The 19,225-nt window shown below is 41.5% G+C and carries 15 protein-coding genes; 5 read left to right on the top strand and 10 right to left on the bottom strand.

Annotated features, from left to right (window positions below; all coding sequences use genetic code 11):
• Positions 1-106 precede the first annotated feature (106 nt).
• The 5 genes from ACXZ1K_RS08880 to arr form a co-directional block, all read right to left on the bottom strand.
• The gene (locus tag ACXZ1K_RS08880; RefSeq protein WP_458973028.1) at positions 107-1,255 is read right to left on the bottom strand and encodes a serine hydrolase domain-containing protein; all 1,149 of its coding nucleotides are present in this window, start codon (positions 1,253-1,255) and stop codon (positions 107-109) included.
• Positions 1,256-1,277: 22 nt separating this feature from the next.
• Positions 1,278-2,762, bottom strand: coding sequence for a gluconokinase (locus ACXZ1K_RS08875; protein WP_458973027.1), 1,485 nt, complete (start codon positions 2,760-2,762; stop codon positions 1,278-1,280).
• 9 nt (positions 2,763-2,771) lie between these two features.
• Positions 2,772-3,467, bottom strand: coding sequence for a 3-keto-disaccharide hydrolase (locus ACXZ1K_RS08870; protein WP_458973026.1), 696 nt, complete (start codon positions 3,465-3,467; stop codon positions 2,772-2,774).
• A 17-nt stretch (positions 3,468-3,484) separates the two neighbouring features.
• The gene (locus ACXZ1K_RS08865) at positions 3,485-6,148 is read right to left on the bottom strand and encodes a c-type cytochrome (protein WP_458973025.1); all 2,664 of its coding nucleotides are present in this window, start codon (positions 6,146-6,148) and stop codon (positions 3,485-3,487) included.
• Positions 6,149-6,267: 119 nt separating this feature from the next.
• Positions 6,268-6,693, bottom strand: a complete 426-nt coding sequence (arr, locus tag ACXZ1K_RS08860; protein WP_458973024.1) for an NAD(+)--rifampin ADP-ribosyltransferase — start codon at positions 6,691-6,693, stop codon at positions 6,268-6,270.
• 124 nt (positions 6,694-6,817) lie between these two features.
• Between arr and ACXZ1K_RS08855 the strand changes: the two genes are divergently transcribed.
• The 5 genes from ACXZ1K_RS08855 (at position 6,818) to ACXZ1K_RS08835 (ending at position 15,998) form a co-directional block, all read left to right on the top strand.
• Complete coding sequence (locus ACXZ1K_RS08855) at positions 6,818-10,078, top strand: cytochrome c biogenesis protein (protein WP_458973023.1); 3,261 nt, start codon at positions 6,818-6,820, stop codon at positions 10,076-10,078.
• Positions 10,079-10,415: 337 nt separating this feature from the next.
• On the top strand, positions 10,416-11,756 hold the full coding sequence (locus ACXZ1K_RS08850) for a sensor histidine kinase (protein ID WP_458973022.1): 1,341 nt from the start codon (positions 10,416-10,418) through the stop codon (positions 11,754-11,756).
• 2 nt (positions 11,757-11,758) lie between these two features.
• Positions 11,759-12,460 (top strand): LytR/AlgR family response regulator transcription factor, encoded by a 702-nt coding sequence (locus tag ACXZ1K_RS08845; RefSeq protein WP_458973021.1) that lies wholly within the window; start codon positions 11,759-11,761, stop codon positions 12,458-12,460.
• A 9-nt stretch (positions 12,461-12,469) separates the two neighbouring features.
• A complete protein-coding gene (locus ACXZ1K_RS08840; protein WP_458973020.1) occupies positions 12,470-15,226 on the top strand; it encodes a TonB-dependent receptor in 2,757 nt (918 codons plus the stop codon).
• A 7-nt stretch (positions 15,227-15,233) separates the two neighbouring features.
• Positions 15,234-15,998, top strand: a complete 765-nt coding sequence (locus ACXZ1K_RS08835) for a GLPGLI family protein (RefSeq protein WP_458973019.1) — start codon at positions 15,234-15,236, stop codon at positions 15,996-15,998.
• 119 nt (positions 15,999-16,117) lie between these two features.
• On the opposite strand, the gene ACXZ1K_RS08830 is transcribed toward ACXZ1K_RS08835, so the two are convergent.
• From ACXZ1K_RS08830 to ACXZ1K_RS08810, 5 genes are all read right to left on the bottom strand, one after another.
• Positions 16,118-16,558 carry a putative toxin-antitoxin system toxin component, PIN family gene (locus ACXZ1K_RS08830; RefSeq protein WP_458973018.1) on the bottom strand — a complete coding sequence of 147 codons (441 nt, stop codon included), beginning with the start codon at positions 16,556-16,558 and terminating at the stop codon, positions 16,118-16,120.
• Positions 16,545-16,754 (bottom strand): hypothetical protein, encoded by a 210-nt coding sequence (locus tag ACXZ1K_RS08825; RefSeq protein WP_458973017.1) that lies wholly within the window; start codon positions 16,752-16,754, stop codon positions 16,545-16,547. Before ACXZ1K_RS08825 ends, ACXZ1K_RS08830 begins: the two co-directional genes overlap by 14 nt.
• A gap of 140 nt (positions 16,755-16,894) precedes the next feature.
• On the bottom strand, positions 16,895-17,053 hold the full coding sequence (locus ACXZ1K_RS08820) for a hypothetical protein (protein WP_458973016.1): 159 nt from the start codon (positions 17,051-17,053) through the stop codon (positions 16,895-16,897).
• A 185-nt stretch (positions 17,054-17,238) separates the two neighbouring features.
• Entirely contained in the window at positions 17,239-17,991 is a 753-nt protein-coding gene (locus tag ACXZ1K_RS08815; protein ID WP_458973015.1) for a LytR/AlgR family response regulator transcription factor, read from the bottom strand.
• Between the two features lies 1 nt (position 17,992).
• The gene (locus ACXZ1K_RS08810) at positions 17,993-19,204 is read right to left on the bottom strand and encodes a sensor histidine kinase (RefSeq protein ID WP_458973014.1); all 1,212 of its coding nucleotides are present in this window, start codon (positions 19,202-19,204) and stop codon (positions 17,993-17,995) included.
• Positions 19,205-19,225: the final 21 nt, after the last annotated feature.

The raw sequence follows: 19,225 nt of genomic DNA, 5'->3' as shown, positions 1-19,225 counted from the left end.
GTTTGTGGTCCCATTGTTAGATATTGCTCTTAAATATAAAACTTTCCACCGAAACATTATAAGTCTTTATTTAGTGATTAGGCTAATACAGCATGATCTAAATAGACTACTTGATAAAATTGTTATATAAAATGTTGGTGGTGGTGGCAAGGAAATCATTAAATCCATTTGCATAAATCGGGTTACAACCATTTGTGATCACTACAATGCCAAATTTCTCTTGTGGATGAAAAAACATCATGCTGTACAAGCCGTAAGCAGAACCAGTATGGCCTTTTATCACCTTTCCGGGTATAAGATCAGGCACAGTCCTGATGGCAAGTCCGTAACCCTCCTCATCTGAAAGCTTTGTCTGCATGATCTTCGCACTTTTCTTAGAGATAATCCTGCCACCCGCATACTTCCCGTAATTCATATGCATGGTCATGTACCGGGCCAGGTCTGTTGCAGATATCTTCATACCACCGGTTGGGGAAAAAATAGGGGTACTGTAACCCATCACATAATTTTTGATTTCCTCACTTCGGGGGTTGTAGGCAAGTGGTGCGGGGGTAAAAACCTTAGAGACCGCATTGTATTCATAAAGCGTGGTAAAACGAGAAGCATCCAGTGAGTCCACACAATAACCAGCATACAATTTTAAAGGATCAATGATGTGGTGCTTTACGTACTGGTCAAAACGTTCCCCAGAAAACTTTTCAATTACCGTCCCTATCATGTTGTAGTTTAAATTGCAATATTGATAGCCTTTTCCCGGTTCATAATCATTATAACATTTTGCCCAATTGACATTCTTATCAGGATTGATCACATCCAGGTTGAAATAGCCTTCACTATCGTTGATACTTGATCGATGCGCCATCACCATTTTAAGGGTAATTACCGTTTCCGGGTACTTTGGGTTTCGAACCTTAAAACCTACAAGCTTACTAAAATCATCATTCAGCGACAGTTTACGGGCTTCTATCAATTGGAAAATTGAGGTGGCTGAAAAAGATTTTGAAATTGAAGCGATCCTGAAAATATCATGATCACTAAGTACTGTATTATGCTCAATATCTTTTAATCCGAATGAGTGGGTGTAAATTAACGCACCCTTTTTCACAACAGCTACGGATAGTCCTACTCCCTCGTACTTTTTCATCACCTCCCTTATCTCGGCTTCTACCCTGGCCGATTGCGCGAAGGATACCGATGAGAACTGTAGCAGCAGTGCAACAAAGAATAGAAACTTAATAAACAATACTCTAAACATCGTCTTATGATTTGTAATTAATTTAAAAATGTCTTAGCTGATAAAGTTTGTGCATAGCACCCGACAGGTCGTTGGAAACTTCTCGGTACAGCTTAAAATACTTACAATAAACCTCATATCTTGAAATGTCGGACAATATTGGTTCCCCAGATTCTTGATTATTATCAAATCCTGCCAACCCTACCGCCATAGCCGCCAATGTCGCAGCACCTATCGCGGAAGCGTCTTCCAACTGTTTTTTAAATACGGTTTTACCGGTAATATCAGCAAGTACCTGCATCCAAACCCTTGATTTGACGAATCCACCGCTAACGTTAAGTTGTTGAACAGAGCTACCCTGCTCTTCCACAGCCAAAAGCACATCATTCAATGCATAACAAATGCCCTCCAATACCGCATTTAATAAATGAGACTGCTGATGGTCATTTCTTAACCCAAAAAAAGTTCCGCAACGTTCCGCATCCCATAATGGCGCTCGCTCTCCGGTTAAATAAGGCAGGAACAACAATCCATCACTTCCAGGCGAAATGTGCTCAACCCCGTTAAACAATTCCTCATAATCATCATCAGTAAGATGCTCTCTACCAAATACATTCCCCAACAACCATTGCAAAGCGAGGCCGCCATTGTTTACCGCACCTCCACAAATATAAGTTTCACTGTTAAGGATATAATTGAAAGTCATTGCACCGTTATTAAGTACTGGCTGTTTACTGGCAATCCGTACTGCTCCACTCGTACCGATGGTTACAGCGGCAATTCCGGGTTCAGTAGCACCACTTCCAAGATTTGCGAGGCAGCCGTCACTTGCGCCTATCACAAATTTAGCATGACTAAAAGCCAATAGGCCCTCATCTATCAAACTAGCACCCGATCTGACATAATCTGTAGGAACTGGTTCTGAAAGCCTACTTTTATCAATTTGCGCCAAGTTCAGCGCATCACTATGCCAATTTAATGTAGAGATATTAAACAGTCCGGTTGCAGATGCGATGGAATGGTCAATTTTAAATTCACCGAAAAGCCGATACCAGATGTATTCCTTAATAGAAATGAATTTAAATGTATTGGCGTATAGAGCGGGCTGATTTTCACGGATCCACATGATCTTAAAGAGGGGCGACATCCCATAGATTGGAGTTCCTGTCTCTTCATATAGGGTTTTACCAAGATTAGTTGCTCTTGTTTTTTCAGCAAGCATGGCACTCCTTGAATCTGCCCAGGTTAACATCGGTGCCAGCGCTTCCCCTTGGGCGTCAACCGCAAACAAACTGTGCATCACTCCACTCAAACCTATAGCTTCAGGAACGCCCAGCTCAGTATGTAAGTCAAAAATGGCAGACTTAAAAGCCTGCCAAATCATTTCCGGATCCTGCTCACTATAACCAGATGCCGGAGAAAATGTTGGATAATGGTATTGCGCTACACCTAAAACGTTATTTTCAGCATCAATGGCAACGGCTTTAGTACTTCCCGTTCCAACATCAACACCTATAATATACGCCATAACCCTAAGTTAGTGCAATTTTTTGAACTCTATGTTTTTAAATTCTACACGCATTTCGGGGGTTACATGGGCCTGCAAGCCGAGCAACCCAGAAAACTTACGGTTCTTCAGATCATTGTCTACCGCCTCACTCATCAGCACTCCATTGATATAATGCTGCATGTGGTTACCTCTTACAATCAAATGGTACTCATTCCAATCCTTTGCTTTAATTGACTTAGCCAGCTCGTCCGACGCACCCAATGATTTGGCAAAATCAGGTTTACCTAGAGAATCCATGACCATACTTTCACCACGACGGGCGATAAAACCGCGACCTCGTTCCTCATAGTTTAGTCCGGTATACTCATTCTTACCATCAATATCTGCCTGGTAACCTTTTAACCTGAATGGTGCGCCAGTTAATTCTTCGCTTCTGTATTGTATTCCGCTGTTTCCACCTTCAGAAATCTTATACGCTATTTTCAGTTCAAAATTCTCGGTGGTGCCACCTTCCCAAATCAAGAAAGTATTCTCCTTTAATTGGTTTGAAGGGGTAACTTCCCCAACAATACTCCCATTTTCCACCTTCCAATGCGTCAGGTCTCCCCTCCATCCGTTTAACGTCTTACCGTCAAAAATTTTAACGAACCCATTCTGCTGTGCAGAAGCAGGACTACACCACAATGTCAAAAGTAGCAGACCTCCTGTAAAAATACTTTTCATAACTATCTCTGGCTGCTTTATTTGAACACCTTATTATCTTTATTACCACCTGATACCAGGTAAGCTATTAAATCTTTCAATTCTTCTTTATTAAGACCGTTGATCATACCCGGAAGCATTACCGACAATTTAGAAAGTGATGATTTAACTATACTCTTCTTAGGAATAGCACGAAGTGTTTGCGGGGCAAAAGGATTCTGAGAAATGAATATCTTATCTTTTGTTTCGCTTCTAAACCTGCCCAGTACGGAACTACCATCTTTTAGATAATAAACGGTTGCCGCATATTGATCAGAAATCACCTTGCTGGGTGATATGATAGACTCCAATATATCTTTTTCGGTAAACCTGGTACCAAGGTGCGTCAAATCCGGACCAACAGAACCTCCTTCTCCACCTGTATAGTGACAGGATATACATAATGTTGCCGCAAACATATTCTTGCCATTTACATAGTTTCGGCCTACAAGACTGTCCTTTACCACCGCTAATGCCTCTTCCAGCTTCCATTCCTTTCCAGGGCCTTTGGGTTGAGGGATATCACCCATTTTTAACTGCTTATTGGCTACTAGTCCGTCTCCCGACAGCTTATTATAATTGGCAAACTGTTCTTTTGGAACATTGCTCAATGCCTTTTTACGCGCTTCATCAATAAAGCCGATATAACTATTGCCGCCTTTGTAACCGAATGCATTATAAAACCATTTGAAATATTTCTCGCGTAATATTGGAGACCAACCGTTCTTCGCTTCGCTTAATGCTACAGCATAATAAATTTGTTGTGAGGGCGGTGTTTTAGAAAGCGTTTTTGCAATATCCAGTCCGTATTGAGGATTTTTAAGAATCAGATCTGAAGAACTGGTGATGCCTTTCTGGTCGGCCAGGTCGTCCTTTGCCATATTGATCATCGTCATGGTTTTGGCAACTACCTGAGCGTCTCCCATATATACCAACACTTTGATCATAGAGCGATTCAGCTCGTTGGTCTTAGCAGGGAAATTAGCATTGAGATATTTGCTCAACTTTGCCTGATCTGCAGGATTTGGTTTGCCGGTACGCAGCATAGTCAGCTCAAATGCCCTCAGTAAATCTACTTGCTGAGCTTCAGTTAACGAAAAATAACTGATCTGCATCAAGGCATTGAGCATCCTGCTGTTTAAATCTTTACTGCCATTTCTGGCCAGGGCAATCATAGATTGTAATAATATGATCGGATCTTTCTCATTAAGTGCTTTCTCCTGCCATTCAGCTACTGGCTGATGCTCTACTGCTACTCTAGCAGCGTAGCGGATATAGCGGTCTTTGCTTTTGAGGTACTGCCAGGCCAGGCCAATAGCTTCCGGGTTAGGTTCCGCATGGAAAGTTTCCAGCTTCTTCCTTAAATTACGTGATTCCCTCGTACCCATTAATTCTTTAGCAGGTAAGGCTTTAGCAGGTAATGTATTGTCGCCGTAATATACACGGTAAAGGTCTGACTCTAAACCACGTCCCCCAGTTAAAAAGTACAGAGCCCCGTCTGGTCCAATTGCACCATCTGTCAACGGCAAAGGTTGTCCGGAAAGGAATTCTTCTGCCTCTGTCCGGTAAGACGATCCATCTGGAATAAGTTGCACAGCATAGATGATCCCGAACGTCCAGTCGAACGCTAACAAACCCCTTCTGTACTTCTCAGGAAAGCGTGCATTGTAACTGCTGATTAAGTTTGTTGGAGAGCCTTGTCCGATATTTAAAATGGCAGGCAGGTTATCAGGATATGCCGGCGACCAATTGGTATTCCCAGAGCGCCATCCAAATTCGCTTCCGCTTGTCGCATGGCTGATACGGGTTGGCTTATACCATGGCATACCCATGTCCCATTCCATATCCCCATCGTAAACAAACATCTCGCCATCTTCGTTAAATGCAAAATCGTAAGGATTTCTGTAGCCTGCACTTACCAATTCCCATTTAGTACCTTCCGGATCAGTTTTCATCACGAACGCACCTGGTGCGTATCGATCTGTAGCGTGGCCATTTGGATCTTTGATCTCTGCCAGTGCATTGTCTTCCTTCCAGGTTTTTGGCAACCTATAGTTGTCCATCTCCGGCAGGTCAGTATAGTTACCAGCAATCATATAAATCGATTTGCCATCCGGAGAAAGCACCAGGCTATGTGGACCATGTTCACCTTCACCGCTTAATGCTTTAATTAATGTAACCTTATCGTACTGATCATCATTATTCGTATCCTGTAATCTGTAAAGACCACTTCCCTTTTTAAATTTATCATCACTGTTGTGATTGACCATGACATACAAGCTATTAAAAGCATATAACAAACCATGGGCATATCCCATACCTATTTTAGCTGTAGCGGTATCTCCAACAATAAGTTTTTCTACTTTGACCTTTACTTTATTGGTATCAGCACCAATAGGAGGAATTTCCAAACGGTATAAAGAACCATTTTGGTCGGACGCGATAATTCTTCCTTTGTCGTCAAAAGCCATAGATACCCATGACCCGTTCTTGTGCTCTGATGGACTGTAAAGATGTTGTGCCTTGAAATCAGGCAAGAGTTTTAGTTTGTCGACCTTTGCTCCAGGATTTTCTTTTCTGAAAGTGGTGAAAGAAAATCCCAGGAGGATCAACCCGGATAATGCAAGTACCCACCTTGCAGACCGGTTCCGATTTGTGTTCATTCAATTGTGTGTTTAGTCGTTACAAGTTAAAACTAAAAATCACAACCGGCATCCTGTCCCATCCTGTAAACTAAAATAATCTGCTACCGTTACACAATTGTTACGTTTGCCCGGGGCTGCTAGCTGTCATTTAAAGAATCAATTCCCTGCGCTTTCAGTTTAGCCAGCGCATCTTTCATTGCTTTTACTTGTTCCTCAGGATGACCTTGCCAAATTGTAATTTCCCCAACAACTTTAAATGGATAAATTGATCTAAAAGACTTGGTCGGATTTCCCGGGAACTTTCTATCCGTTAAATCAGGGTCATCTTCAATGGCGCCTGTTGGCTCTACCAGATAAATTCTTTCCTTACCCTCTCCAATAGCAAGCTCTGCACCCCAAATAGCGGCATCCAGGGTTGCAGTTAGAAATATGTATTTCGCATTTATTCTTTTCCCAAAATTTGATTGGTTACCCGCTTCTATAAATTGTCCGATCTTAAGATCAGCCTTTGTGCCGTGGAAGTAGGTTTGTGCAAAAGGACTTTGAGCAGCTTCACTTTTCATAACACTAAATATAAGAAATCAAATTAAGTCTTTGAATTGCCATAAAATAACAGTGCTTTATTTTTCTCAATTTCGAGCGGTATCTTTCCCGATCTTGAATTAAATCCGTTTTTGAGTACATCAAATGTTTAAAAGTCTAGCCAAAATCATCTTTTCTACCCGTACCATGGGTGCCATGCTACTAATTTATGCTTTCTCTATGGCCATGGCCACTTTCGTAGAGAACGACTATGGAACCCCCGTTGCCAAAGCGTTGATCTACAATTGTTGGTGGTTTGAATTGGTGATGGTCATCCTGATCATCAATTTTATTGGAAACATCAAAAGATACCAGTTAACTCAACGAAAAAAATGGCCGTTATTGCTTTTCCACCTGGCCTTTGTGGTGATCTTTACTGGTGGCTTCATCACCAGGTACATTAGTTTTGAAGGTTCAATGCACATACGTGAAGGCGAATCTAGCAATGATATAGTGTCTGATGCTACCTTTTTTAAGGTTCAGATCGGATCAGGCGATCAGGTATTGGCTTATGACGATGTTCGTGCGATTCTGATCTCCAATAAAATACCAGGCTACTTAAAGGCATTTAAAAAGACCTTTACTTCTGAATATGATTACCAGGGCCAACGCATCAAAATGAAGGTGGTAGATTTTTACACCAGGGCGCAGGACTCTCTGGTTAGGGACGCAAGTGGCAAACCTACTTTGCATATTGTCGTGCTTGAGAATGGCAAACGGGTTAACAAATACATTCCTTCAGGTAATGTTCAGCTGGTTAATAATATGTTGCTGAGTTTTAATAAACCAACCGTTGGTGCCATTAATATTGATAATTCAACTGGAGCGTATCAAATTTCATCTCCATACGAAGGCAACTATATGATCATGGCTACTCAGGAAAGAAAAGTGGTAACCGGAGATAATGCTCCTCAGCCTTTTCACCAAAGAAGCTTATACACCTATGGTGATTTGGCATTTGTAGTACCAGAACCTGCCGTAAATGGTCACATTTTATATTTTGAGGGCGACAAACGTACGCATCAGGATGATCTAGATCTGGTAAAAGTAGAAGTGACCACTCCGACTGCCGTAGATACCATTTCTTTTTATGGTGGAAAAGGCATGACCAACTTCCAGCACCAGAGTGAAGTTGGGGGCATAAAGATCGCTTTAGCTTATGGCTCTAAGATTTACAAAACACCTTTTGCACTGAAACTGGCAGACTTTAAAATGGAGAAATATCCAGGCAGCAACAGTCCGGCCGCTTACTCATCAGACGTGATTATCCAGGATGGAAACACCGAAACACCCTATAAAATTTTCATGAACCATGTACTGGACCATTCAGGTTACCGATTTTTCCAATCCAGCTTTGACGGGGATGAAAAAGGTACCATTTTATCCGTAAACCACGATGAACTGGGCACTAATGTAACTTACCTGGGTTACACGATGTTATTCCTTGGCTTGTTCATTACGCTGTTTTGGAAGGGCACACATTTTTATAAACTGAACGAACAATTGAAAGCACTGGCTAAGTCTAAAGCTTTTTTACTCTTACTTCTCACTTTACCTGTTGGTAGTGCATTTAGTCAGGAGATCGACATGCATGGTAAGGATGGCGAACCGCACGTACATCAGCCCGGCGATGTCCACGATCACGGACAAATGCCATCTGCCGCTGCGCCGGCCTCTCCGGTGTTACCCTACAAACCTGTAGAAAATGCGAATTCAGCGATGTTTGCAGCTTCATTAAAAATAGACAGCAAACATGCTGATCAATTTGGACACCTGTTGGTACAAAACATTGATGGAAGGATTGAGCCTGTAAATACAATGGCACTGGAGATCCTAAGAAAATTGTATGGAAAAGATCGCTTCGAAACACTTAATGCCAATCAGTTTTTCTTGTCTCTTTCTACCAGTCCATTTATCTGGATCAATGTTCCGGTGTTTAAAGTCAACACAAAAGGTGGTAAAGGCATCCTGAAATCTGTAAATGCAAATGAACAAGGCTACACCTCAATGGTAAACCTGATCAGGATGCATGATGATGGCAGTGCAGAGTTTTTGCTAAAAGATGATTACATGAAGGCTTTCGCGAAAAAGGCTTCAGAGCAAGACAGCTACGACAAAGACCTGATTGAACTCAACGATAAACTGGAGGCTATGGGTCAGCTGCTAAGTGGTCAGTACTTACGAATTTTCCCGATTGTTGGCGACAAAAACAATACCTGGGAAGCAAAATCCCCTGTAAATATGGATACTACAGGCAAAACAAATGCGTTTGACCGCTATGTGGCTGCGGTGAATAAAGCGCAGGTATCTGGCAATTGGGAGACTGCCAATTCTGAATTGCAGCAAATTAGCGATGCCCAGCAAAAGTACGGCAAGTCTATTGTCCCGTCAGAAACGAAGGTTGCCATGGAAATCAGTTACAACTCCTGGAACCTATTTTTAAACCTGATGATCTGCTATGCGTTATTGGGTACCACCATCCTCGCCCTGGCATTCCTGAAATTATTTAAGACTTCAAAATCACTCAACAGATTGGTTATAGGAGTCTTGGTGTTGATTGCGATTGCGGCATTCCTGCAGGCAGTTGGCTTGGGTGTTCGCTGGTACATTTCTGGTCACGAACCATGGAGTAATGGTTACGAGGCAGTATTATTCATCAGCTGGATTGGTGTTTTGGCAGGTTTGCTCCTGTATAGAAACAGCAATGCGTTTATACCTGCGGCCGGGTGTTTAATAGCAGTGATCCTAATGGGGTTTGCACACGGTGGTTCACAAATGAACCCCCAAATAACTATGCTCGTACCTGTGCTAAAATCTTATTGGCTGATGATCCATGTGGCAATTATCACATCAAGTTACGGGTTCTTCGGTTTGAGTGCGCTTATTGGTACGGTGGTCTTATTGCTCTTCATCATTGACAACGATAAAATATCTTCAAAGGTGAAAGCATCAGTAACTGAACTGGCTATTGTGAACGAGATGTCATTGACAGTCGGCCTGTTTTTACTTTCTGTAGGAACCTTCCTGGGAGGAATCTGGGCAAACGAAAGTTGGGGCAGGTACTGGAGCTGGGATCCTAAAGAGACATGGGCGTTCATTTCTGTAATTGTGTATGCCTTTATCCTGCACGTTCGATTGATACCGGGACTGAGAAGTAAGTATTTGTTTAACCTACTGTCCCTAGTGGGTTTCTCCACCATCATCATGACTTATTTCGGTGTTAACTACTATCTGACTGGTTTGCATTCCTATGCCCAGGGTGATCCTGTACCGATCCCTTCATGGGTGTACGTCACGATTTCGTTGGTTGTTGTCCTGGCTGTATTTTCATATATCAGGTATAAAGCCAGGAATAAGACGCGTTAAAATATTGTTCAGTTTACCACTGGTGAACGCAATCTTTTAAAAGATTTCGGTACTCCTTGTATACGCCTGGCATATAAAGAACACTGTTTCTGGTCTATATTCTGTGTTTAATGGCTGTTTTGTTTGTGAATACACAGAGCCGACACAGACCAAAGACAAAGCAAACAGCCAGAAAAGACAGGTTTTTCTTAAAGCCATCTGCAAGAGTGCTGCAAGCCGCCCCGAGGGGTTCTTCCTCACTTCCCGAAATCATGGTTTGGCTTTTAGTCACATTTTTTCGCCTAGCCGTCACATTTTTCAACTGGGTAACGGAATATCTTTTATTCTTGCTAAAGATATGAAACAGTTGAAAGTTAAATGGAAAACATATGGGCTGATCTTGACCAGCCTAATCGTGTTGATTGTTATAGCAAAATACCTTTGGATCGCCCTTATTACCCAAGGTCGGCTGGATGATTATGCAATTGCTTTTCAAAAGAATCACCTGAGCTACGACAAGTACCGTAACTTCTTAATCCCACAAGTAGGTGTATTGTTGTTGTTTTATGCCGGGTATCTGTGGCTCAATTTTATTACTATCCCAGTGCTATTCCGTACCAAAACCTGGTCAGCCTACCTTTTAACTGCCCTTCAGATAATTCTAATTGGGTGCTTGCTGGCATTAGGAATAAACAGCGCAACCTATTTCGCGCGACCCTATCTATATAACTATGGTCACTTGTTCCAGTTTTATGCCATTTTTAATTATAATGATAAACCCTTGCAAGACCTGACATTTGGCTGGAGCAAGGGAATTATAATTGTACTGATTTACGCAGGATATGTTGCGCTCAAGGAATACCTGATCGCAAGAGCGGAAAGGTTGCCAAAAAGTGCTTACCGGGTCTCGCGATTGAATCAAATCAGCAGCTTTCTGATCCTATTCATTAAAATCCCCTTCTTCTGGGTGGTTTTCCATCTGATCGATAACCTCGCCGTCTTCCGCGTCTACATTGCTTTAATCACCCTGGCAACGATTGCCTACGCTATACAGCAAAACATCCAGATGCGTCGGCTCAAGCGCAGCGAAAAAGCCCTAAACCGCTCCAAGGCAGATTTGCAATTTCTGCGCTCACAGATTAACCCGCATTTTCTTTTTAATGTGCTGAACACTTTATATGGTACAGCTTTGCTAGACGGATCAAAGCGCACAGCAGAGGGTATACAAAAGTTGGGCGACATGATGCGCTTCATGCTCCGTGAGAACCACCTCGATTTTATTCCTTTAAGCAGGGAGATCGCCTACCTCCAAAATTATATTTCTCTTCAGAAATTGCGGATTCAAGAAGAATCGACCAGCGTGGAGCTTAGCATTGATGAAAGTGCGGGTAGTCAGTTGATCGTCCCAATGCTGTTAATACCTTTTGTCGAGAATGCATTCAAACACGGTGTCCAGCCGCCAGAAAAATCATGGGTAAAGATCTCTCTTACCTGCAAGTCGCAGGAAATCCGCTTTGAGGTCCGCAATAGCCTGTTTAACGCCGCTACCAACGATCCCGAAGCAGAATACTCTGGGATTGGTTTACCAAACGTACGCGAAAGACTAAACCTATTTTACCCAGGCAAACACGAGTTGAGTTATGGCATACAAAATCAGGAATTTGTTGCAGTACTAATCATTAACACTTTATCAGAATAAATATGTTACGAGCTATCGCGATTGATGATGAACCTATTGCCCTCGAGATTATAAAAAATCTGGCAGCGGAAGTCCCATTTATAGACCTTAAGGCCTGCTTTACCAGTGCCTTGTCCGCAGTTAGCCTGCTACATCAGCAACAAGTGGACCTGTTATTTCTGGACATTAAAATGCCGGGGCTATCGGGTCTCGACTTTATCAAATCTATCAATCAGCCGCCCCTGGTGATTTTCACAACAGCCTACACTGAGCATGCTGTACAAAGTTTTGAACTCAATGCCATAGACTACCTGTTGAAACCATTTTCATCAGAACGTTTCCTGAAAGCCTGCAATAAAGCTGCTGAACAATTTGAACTGCGAAGGACCCACCCCCAGGCGAATGGCCCTGCTCCTGCCTTATTCATTAAAAGCGGCTATGAGCATATCCGTGTAACGCTCAGTGAGATCATTTACGCTGAAAGCTTGGGAAATTATGTCCGGTTTCAGGTCGATGGCCCACCCATCCTTTCCAGGCTAACCATGAATGAAACAGAAACCATGCTGCCAAATAACTTATTTATTCGCATTCACCGATCCTATATCGTTGCCCGGCATCTGATCAGCCGAATTGATAAAACAAGTGTCTGGGTCGGGCAAACAGAACTACCGGTCGGTTCAGCCTATAGACAGGAACTCGACAACTTAATTAAAAACAACAGCTAACCTTCTTTTATGAACCGATTTAAATTAGTAGCCATTTTATGGCTAATGGCCCTTGCTTTGCCTGTTTTTTCCCAAAAGCATAGCATCAAAGGCACGGTCACTGTAACCGGTACCTCTATCGTTATCCTGAACAAAAAAGATTCGGTAATACAAGCCTTTACGCGCAGTAAGGCAGATGGAGGCTTTTTGCTAAGCAAGCTAACCAGCGGAAGTTATCTCTTGCTGGCAACCTATCCTGACTATGCAGACTATACTGAAGAATTCCTCTTGGATACTAATCATCTGATGAAAGACTTTGGCAATATTAAGCTAATATCCCGTGCCGTGCTGCTGAATGAAGTGATGATCAAAGGGACGATCTCGGCGGTTAAGATTAAGGGCGATACCACCGAGTACAACGCTAAAGCTTATAAAATAAACCCAAATGATAAAGTAGAAGACTTGCTGAAAAGGTTGCCGGGTATACAGGTGGACAGATACGGGCGCATTACCGCTCAAGGCCAGACCGTCAACAAAGTACTGGTAGATGGTGAAGAGTTTTTTGGTGACGACCCCACCCTGGTCACGCAAAACATCCGCGCCGACATGGTAGACAAGATTCAGTTGTACGACAAAAAAACCGACCAGGCCACATTTACGGGTATCGATGATGGTGTCAAAAACAAAACGATCAATGTGGTTTTAAAAGAAGACAAGAAAAATGGCTATTTCGGCAAGGCCTCAGCCGGAGCCGGCACGGATAAATACTATAAAAGCGAGGGGATGTTTAACCTGTTTAAGCCCAAGCAAAAGCTGTCTGCCTACGGGATATGGGGTAACGATGGCAAGACCAATCTTGACTGGCAGGACAATGCCAAATATGGTTCATCTAACGTTGATCTTTCCCAACAGGGCTCTGTCATACATGTAGAAAGTGGCGATGAATTGGAATCATTTTCAGGCCGTTACAATGGTCAGGGATATCCGCTGGCGAGGACCGGCGGACTGCACTATGACCGTAAATGGCAGCAAGACAAACAATCGCTCAACATCAACTTTAAAACAGGCGCGCTCAATGTTGACGGCGATGAACAGACCGAGAGCGAAAATAATCTTCCTTCGGGTACCATTAGCAGCAACGCGAGCCGAAACTTCTACAATTCCATTTCCCGTCAAATTGTTGATTTGGCTTATCAATTAAAAATCAGCCCAGCTACGGAACTGAAAATAGCGTTTAGTGGCGGGCAAAAAAGCATAAAAGCCAACAGCATCTATACAGCAAAGAGCTACACAGCCGGGCAGCTACTTAACCAGAACTATACTACTCTAAAGAATAGCGGATCCAAGAACCAATTTAGCGCAAGTGTTTTGTACAGCCATAAGTTGAAGAAGGAAGGACGGACCATATCGGTTTATTTGATGGAGGCTGCAGATAAAAGTAACACCGAGAGCTATTTGAACACGAAGCTGGACTTTTTCCTGACAGGCCATCTAGATAGCACTGCAAAGATTGACCAGTTCAAACCCCTTCACCTAACCAACCAGGCGTTCAACAGCAGTTTGACCTATACAGAACCCATTTTTAAAAACGTGGCCTTGACCCTGACATACGGTCTTGGCAGCGGCAACGCCGAGTCAAACAGGCAATCCTATAACCGCACCGCAAATGGCCAATATAACCTACTGGATAGTTTATACAGCAACGATTTTAAACTGACACAAACCACCCAGCAGTTGAGTACCGTGCTCAACTTTAAGGTCGGAAAGTTAATATTGGACGGTGGCGCAAATGGCAGCTTAGTCAACTTCAGTCAATTGAATGGTTTCACCAGCAATTTATTTAGTCGCCAGTTTCTTTTACTGAATCCGCAGGCAAATTTGCTTTACCAATTTTCGCAACAGGCATCGTTACGTTTCCTTTATAACGGTAATGCCAACCCTCCAAATGTGGGTCAATTGCAACCGGTGTTGATCAATAATGACCCACTCAACATCACCAGCGGAAATCCCTACCTAAAACCTGATTTTAGTCACCGCTTCTTTACTTTTTATCAATCTCATGAGCCAGCCAGCGGCGAGTTGGTAGGGATACTGGGAAGTTACACACTCAACACAGGGGCGATAGTGAATCAGGTTATGACGGATTCTGTTGGTAAAAGTATTACGGGGTTTATTAACCTGTACGATCACAAACCAACTAGTGCGCATCTGGCCCTATTTTACGACCGTAAGATCAAGCCACTGGATCTGAGCGCAGGTCTCAATTTTGATTTCAGCGGAATGACAAGTTACAGTTTTGTTAACCATTTGCTGAACCGGTACTACAACAACACCTACAGGCTACAGGCGAGATTTACTAAATACGCGGAGCAGCGCTATGATTTTTATATAACTGTTGGACCTAGCTATACCTTTGGCGCAGCATCGCTACAACCTGAACGGAATAACAACGGCCGTGGATTTAACGCAACCACTGACCTGAATGTTTATTTGCCAGGAAAATTGAAGCTAGCTGCGAATGCAAACTATCAGTATACGGCAGCAACTGCTATATTTCCGGCGCCCTTTGAAAGACTGCTGCTCAACGCAACACTCAGCAAACCATTTCTGAAGTCCGAAAGCCTGAAGTTATCGCTGGCTGTAAATGACTTGCTTAACCAAAATACCGGATTTAACCGCAGCATAAACAGCAGCCTGATCACCCAAAATACTTACACAACCATTAAACGCTATTTTATACTGTCGCTCAGCTATGATTTTAACCACAGTCTAAACTCCAGCAAATAATCAAACCATGAAAAATTTCTTCTTACTTCTTTTCTTTCTAAAATTATCCGGCATTTCGGCAGCAATGGGACAACAAACCGGACTGATCACTTCCGGAACGGTGGAATACACCAAGACCATTAACATGTATGCTTTACTGAAGCCAAATGGCGATAATACCAGTGAGCTTGCCTTTGAACAATATAAACAGCAGCAACCCCAGTTTGCTCGACTAGAAAGCAAATTAAGCTTTAGCGGAGAGGAAACACTTTTTACTCCAATGACAGGCAGTTTATCATCTGGCTTTTTCGCTACTCCGCAAATCGCATTGCAAAACAGCACGATCTACATGAATCATGAAAATCACACTTTTGTCAGCCAGAAAACCATATATGACGCTACCTACCTGGTTAAAGATAGTATCCGTAAAATTCGCTGGAAGTTGACAGAGGAACTGCGTGATATTGCAGGTTATAGCTGTCGCAGGGCGAACGGAATTACACAAGACTCACTGTACGTTGTGGCTTTTTACACGGATCAGATTCCTGTTTCGGGTGGTCCGGAATCTTTTACAGGATTACCGGGGATGATTTTACAAGTGGTATTGCCCCGTGAGCACATCAACTGGATCGCCTCGAAAGTAACTATTGGTCCAGTTCCAGCTACCGCGGTGAAGGAACCTAAGAAAGGAAAGCTAATAGACCTTAAAGGTTTAAAACTCCGGCTACAGGAATTATCGGAGCAAAGAAAGGAACCAGCAGCAGTTAATTTAAAAGCGTTTATGTTTATGTAACCCTACAAAGTTGATCCTGTTAATTGGCTTTTAACTTTGTCTGTATGTGGCTTGGATACTGGTATTTTCTCTCCGGTTTCTAGTCCATTATTAATTGCACACAGCTTTCATACCTGCAATTACCTAATTATCCTCTTTAGTTGTAGAATGGTTTTGAACTGATTAATATCGGCAAGTGGTATACGAGGAAATGGAATGGTCTTTAATACATCAAAATGATGATCATGTGTAATGATGTAATCTGCATTTGCTGCAAAAGCACAGTCTACAAATTTATTATCTTCATCATCTGAAGTAATTAAATTCATTTGATAGTGGATAGGTGTATAGATTGCGTTTGGCAGCTCAGTAAGAGATCTTATAACATTTACGGCAACCTCAGCATTCCAATGTTTGCTGATAATCTCCTCGTATTCTAAAAGGATTTCATGTGTAATGGCAATATGAAAAGCACCGTCTATAAGGGACTGATAAAGCCAATGGTATTTTGATCGACTAGAAACAGAAACAAGCAGGATATTGGTATCAACAACGACTGTCAGCTTTTTAGTGCTCCTCATTCAGCAGACGATCCATATCATCATTCGTAAGCCCTTTTTCATCCCAAACCTGATCAGCCGATCTAATCGCTTTATCAGCAAAAAAACGCGAAAGCAAGTTTTTCAGATCTTTTAAATCAGAACTAGAAAGGTCGGTGCCAAATAATTTCATCAGCTCCATCTGGGCATTGTTCAATGGATATTTTAAAGTGCTCATGTTCAATATTGCTTTGATGATTAACAAAAATACAGATAAATTTCCTCAAAACCCAATCGAGATATGAGCTCCGACTATCATATACTGAACTTCGTGTTTATTTAATAAATCGATAAAGTCTATGAAATCCTGTTCAAAAATCATGTCTCTCTAAAATGAACTACTTTTTCTATTTTACTTGGAAAAGCAATTTTATCTGCTGAAAAATAATTTTTTCTGAGTCTGCATACTTCAGCAAGTCTTTCAGAAACAGGCTGTGATAACCAAAATAAAACATCGAGATAATCCTCCTCCTCCATTTTGACATGGTTTGCAACCATCGCTATTTTTCGAATGACATTCATCACATAAAGATAACAAATTATCGTCCGTCCTCAAAGTCATAGTTGGTTAATCACTTCGTTTAAGAGTGATTTTTAGGTGGAACCTGATCACGGTTCAAAAGTTGATTTATAATGCAGAAATCCACTAGATATAAACGATATTATAAAGCTGACCCCGTTAGTTGGCTTTTAACTTTGTCCTTATGTGGCCTGGATACTGGTATTTTCTCTCCGGTTTCTAGCAGTATCATACCACCATCTTCTTTCAACCAACTTTTTACAAAGCTGAGGTTTATTAAATGGCTTTGGTGTGTTCTTATGAATCCATTATTTTCTAAAAGTTCTGCATACTCCTTAAGTACTTTAGAGACCAATATTTTCTCACCATTTTGTAGGTAAAAGAACGTGTAAGTACCTTCTGCTTCGCAACGCACAATATTAGTTAGCAACACATATATGATTTCTTTTTGCTGCGGTAAAGCTATTTTAAGGGGCACAGTGTGATCCCGCTTAATATGATTTACCAGAAAATCTAGCTGCATGGTTTGCTGTTTCTCTTTTAGCTTAACTTCTGCTTTATTTACTGCAGATACCAGTTCATCAATGTCAATTGGCTTTAAAATATAATCTAATGCGGCGAATTTGATAGCTTGTATTCCGTAGTTATCATAGGCGGTAACAAAGATCACCTCGAAGTCTTTTTTTGGCAGCAACTTAAGCAGATTGAAACCAGAATCGTCATCCAGTTGGATATCCAAAAATATAAGGTGTGGTCTATTTGATTCAAAAAGTGAGAATGCGTCCGGATTGTTGTTTGCAGCGCCTACTATTTCTACTTGCGGACAATACTTGTTCAATAAAACGGTGAGGTTTTTTACATTGGCAGGTTCATCATCAACTATAATCGCTTTCATCCTACAGCCATTTTGTTAAAGTAATACTTACTATTGTCCGTCCTGGTTTGGATTCCATATTTAATAGAATTGGATCTTTTTTATAGATTTTGTTTAAAAGCGCTATGCGTTTCGTACTCAAATCGAAACCTAAACCTACGTAAGTTTTGGAGGTATCAAAACCCTTTCCGTTATCTTCTATCTTAAGAACAAGATCACTTCCTATTTGAAGTATCGAAATATGGATGTGTCCATCGCTGTTTAAACTGGCCATGCCATGTTTTACCGCATTTTCTATAAATGGTTGCAATAACATGGAGGGTATTTCAATATTATTAAGATCGAGATTGGGATCTGTGGCGATCTCATATTTAAAATTGAACCTCAATTGTTCCATTTGAAGGTAATCATCCAGTAAGTTAAATTCTTCATCCAGACTAATAAGGTCATTGCTTTTCAAAACAGCCCTTGTTAATCGTGCAAACCTAGTTAAGTATCTATTGGCCTGTTCTGATTGGTTAGTATTCATCAATGTCTGAATTCCGGCCAGTGCGTTGAATAAGAAATGGGGATTCAGTTGAGAACGAACAGCATCTAATTGAAGCTGGGCTTTCTCCTTTTGTTTCTCGGCCAAGGTTGACCTGATCTTCCAACCGTAAATAACGGCTAGCCCAACATATGCCAGAAATGCATATAACCAGATGAAATTTTTCTTAACTCTGTGTTTCTCATCAACAGTAAAATAAGCTCGGGGCTTTCCTAAAACGCTTTTGTAAGCAACTTTGTTGCTCAAAGCTGTTAAGGTCTTACCGTCTAATTTAACCATTGGCATAACAGATAATTCGTACCTAAATGGCCTATGGAATAATTTGCGATCAATGAAAATATTAGCGCTTGAATCGCAATTATTGTATTTCCAGCGGTCTGAAATAAGAACATAACTATTTGTAGTCAAGTTTTTGAGGTAAAGCCGATAATTTGCGTTTTTAGCAAGATTGGCAATTTCGACCTTCACATCAGAATAAAGCTTTATATCAAACTCACTTTCTTGAAATAGATTGATAAAAGGATTTAAAAATGTTCTTTTAGCATAATCGATTGGCAACCAATTGTCATCAGATACGAATACTTTAGGGGGTGTAATTTGAGCGGTATCAATAACCTGATTTGTCTGAGCAAATGAATCTAAACTATACAAGCAACCAATCAAAAATGTGAAAAGCGATATCTTCATAAGTTTATTTTTCTATAAACA

It is taken from the genome of Pedobacter jaeyakensis (assembly GCF_054461315.1).
The sequence above is the reverse complement of the archived record's forward strand: the minus strand, read 5'-3'. Positions and strand labels throughout refer to the sequence as shown.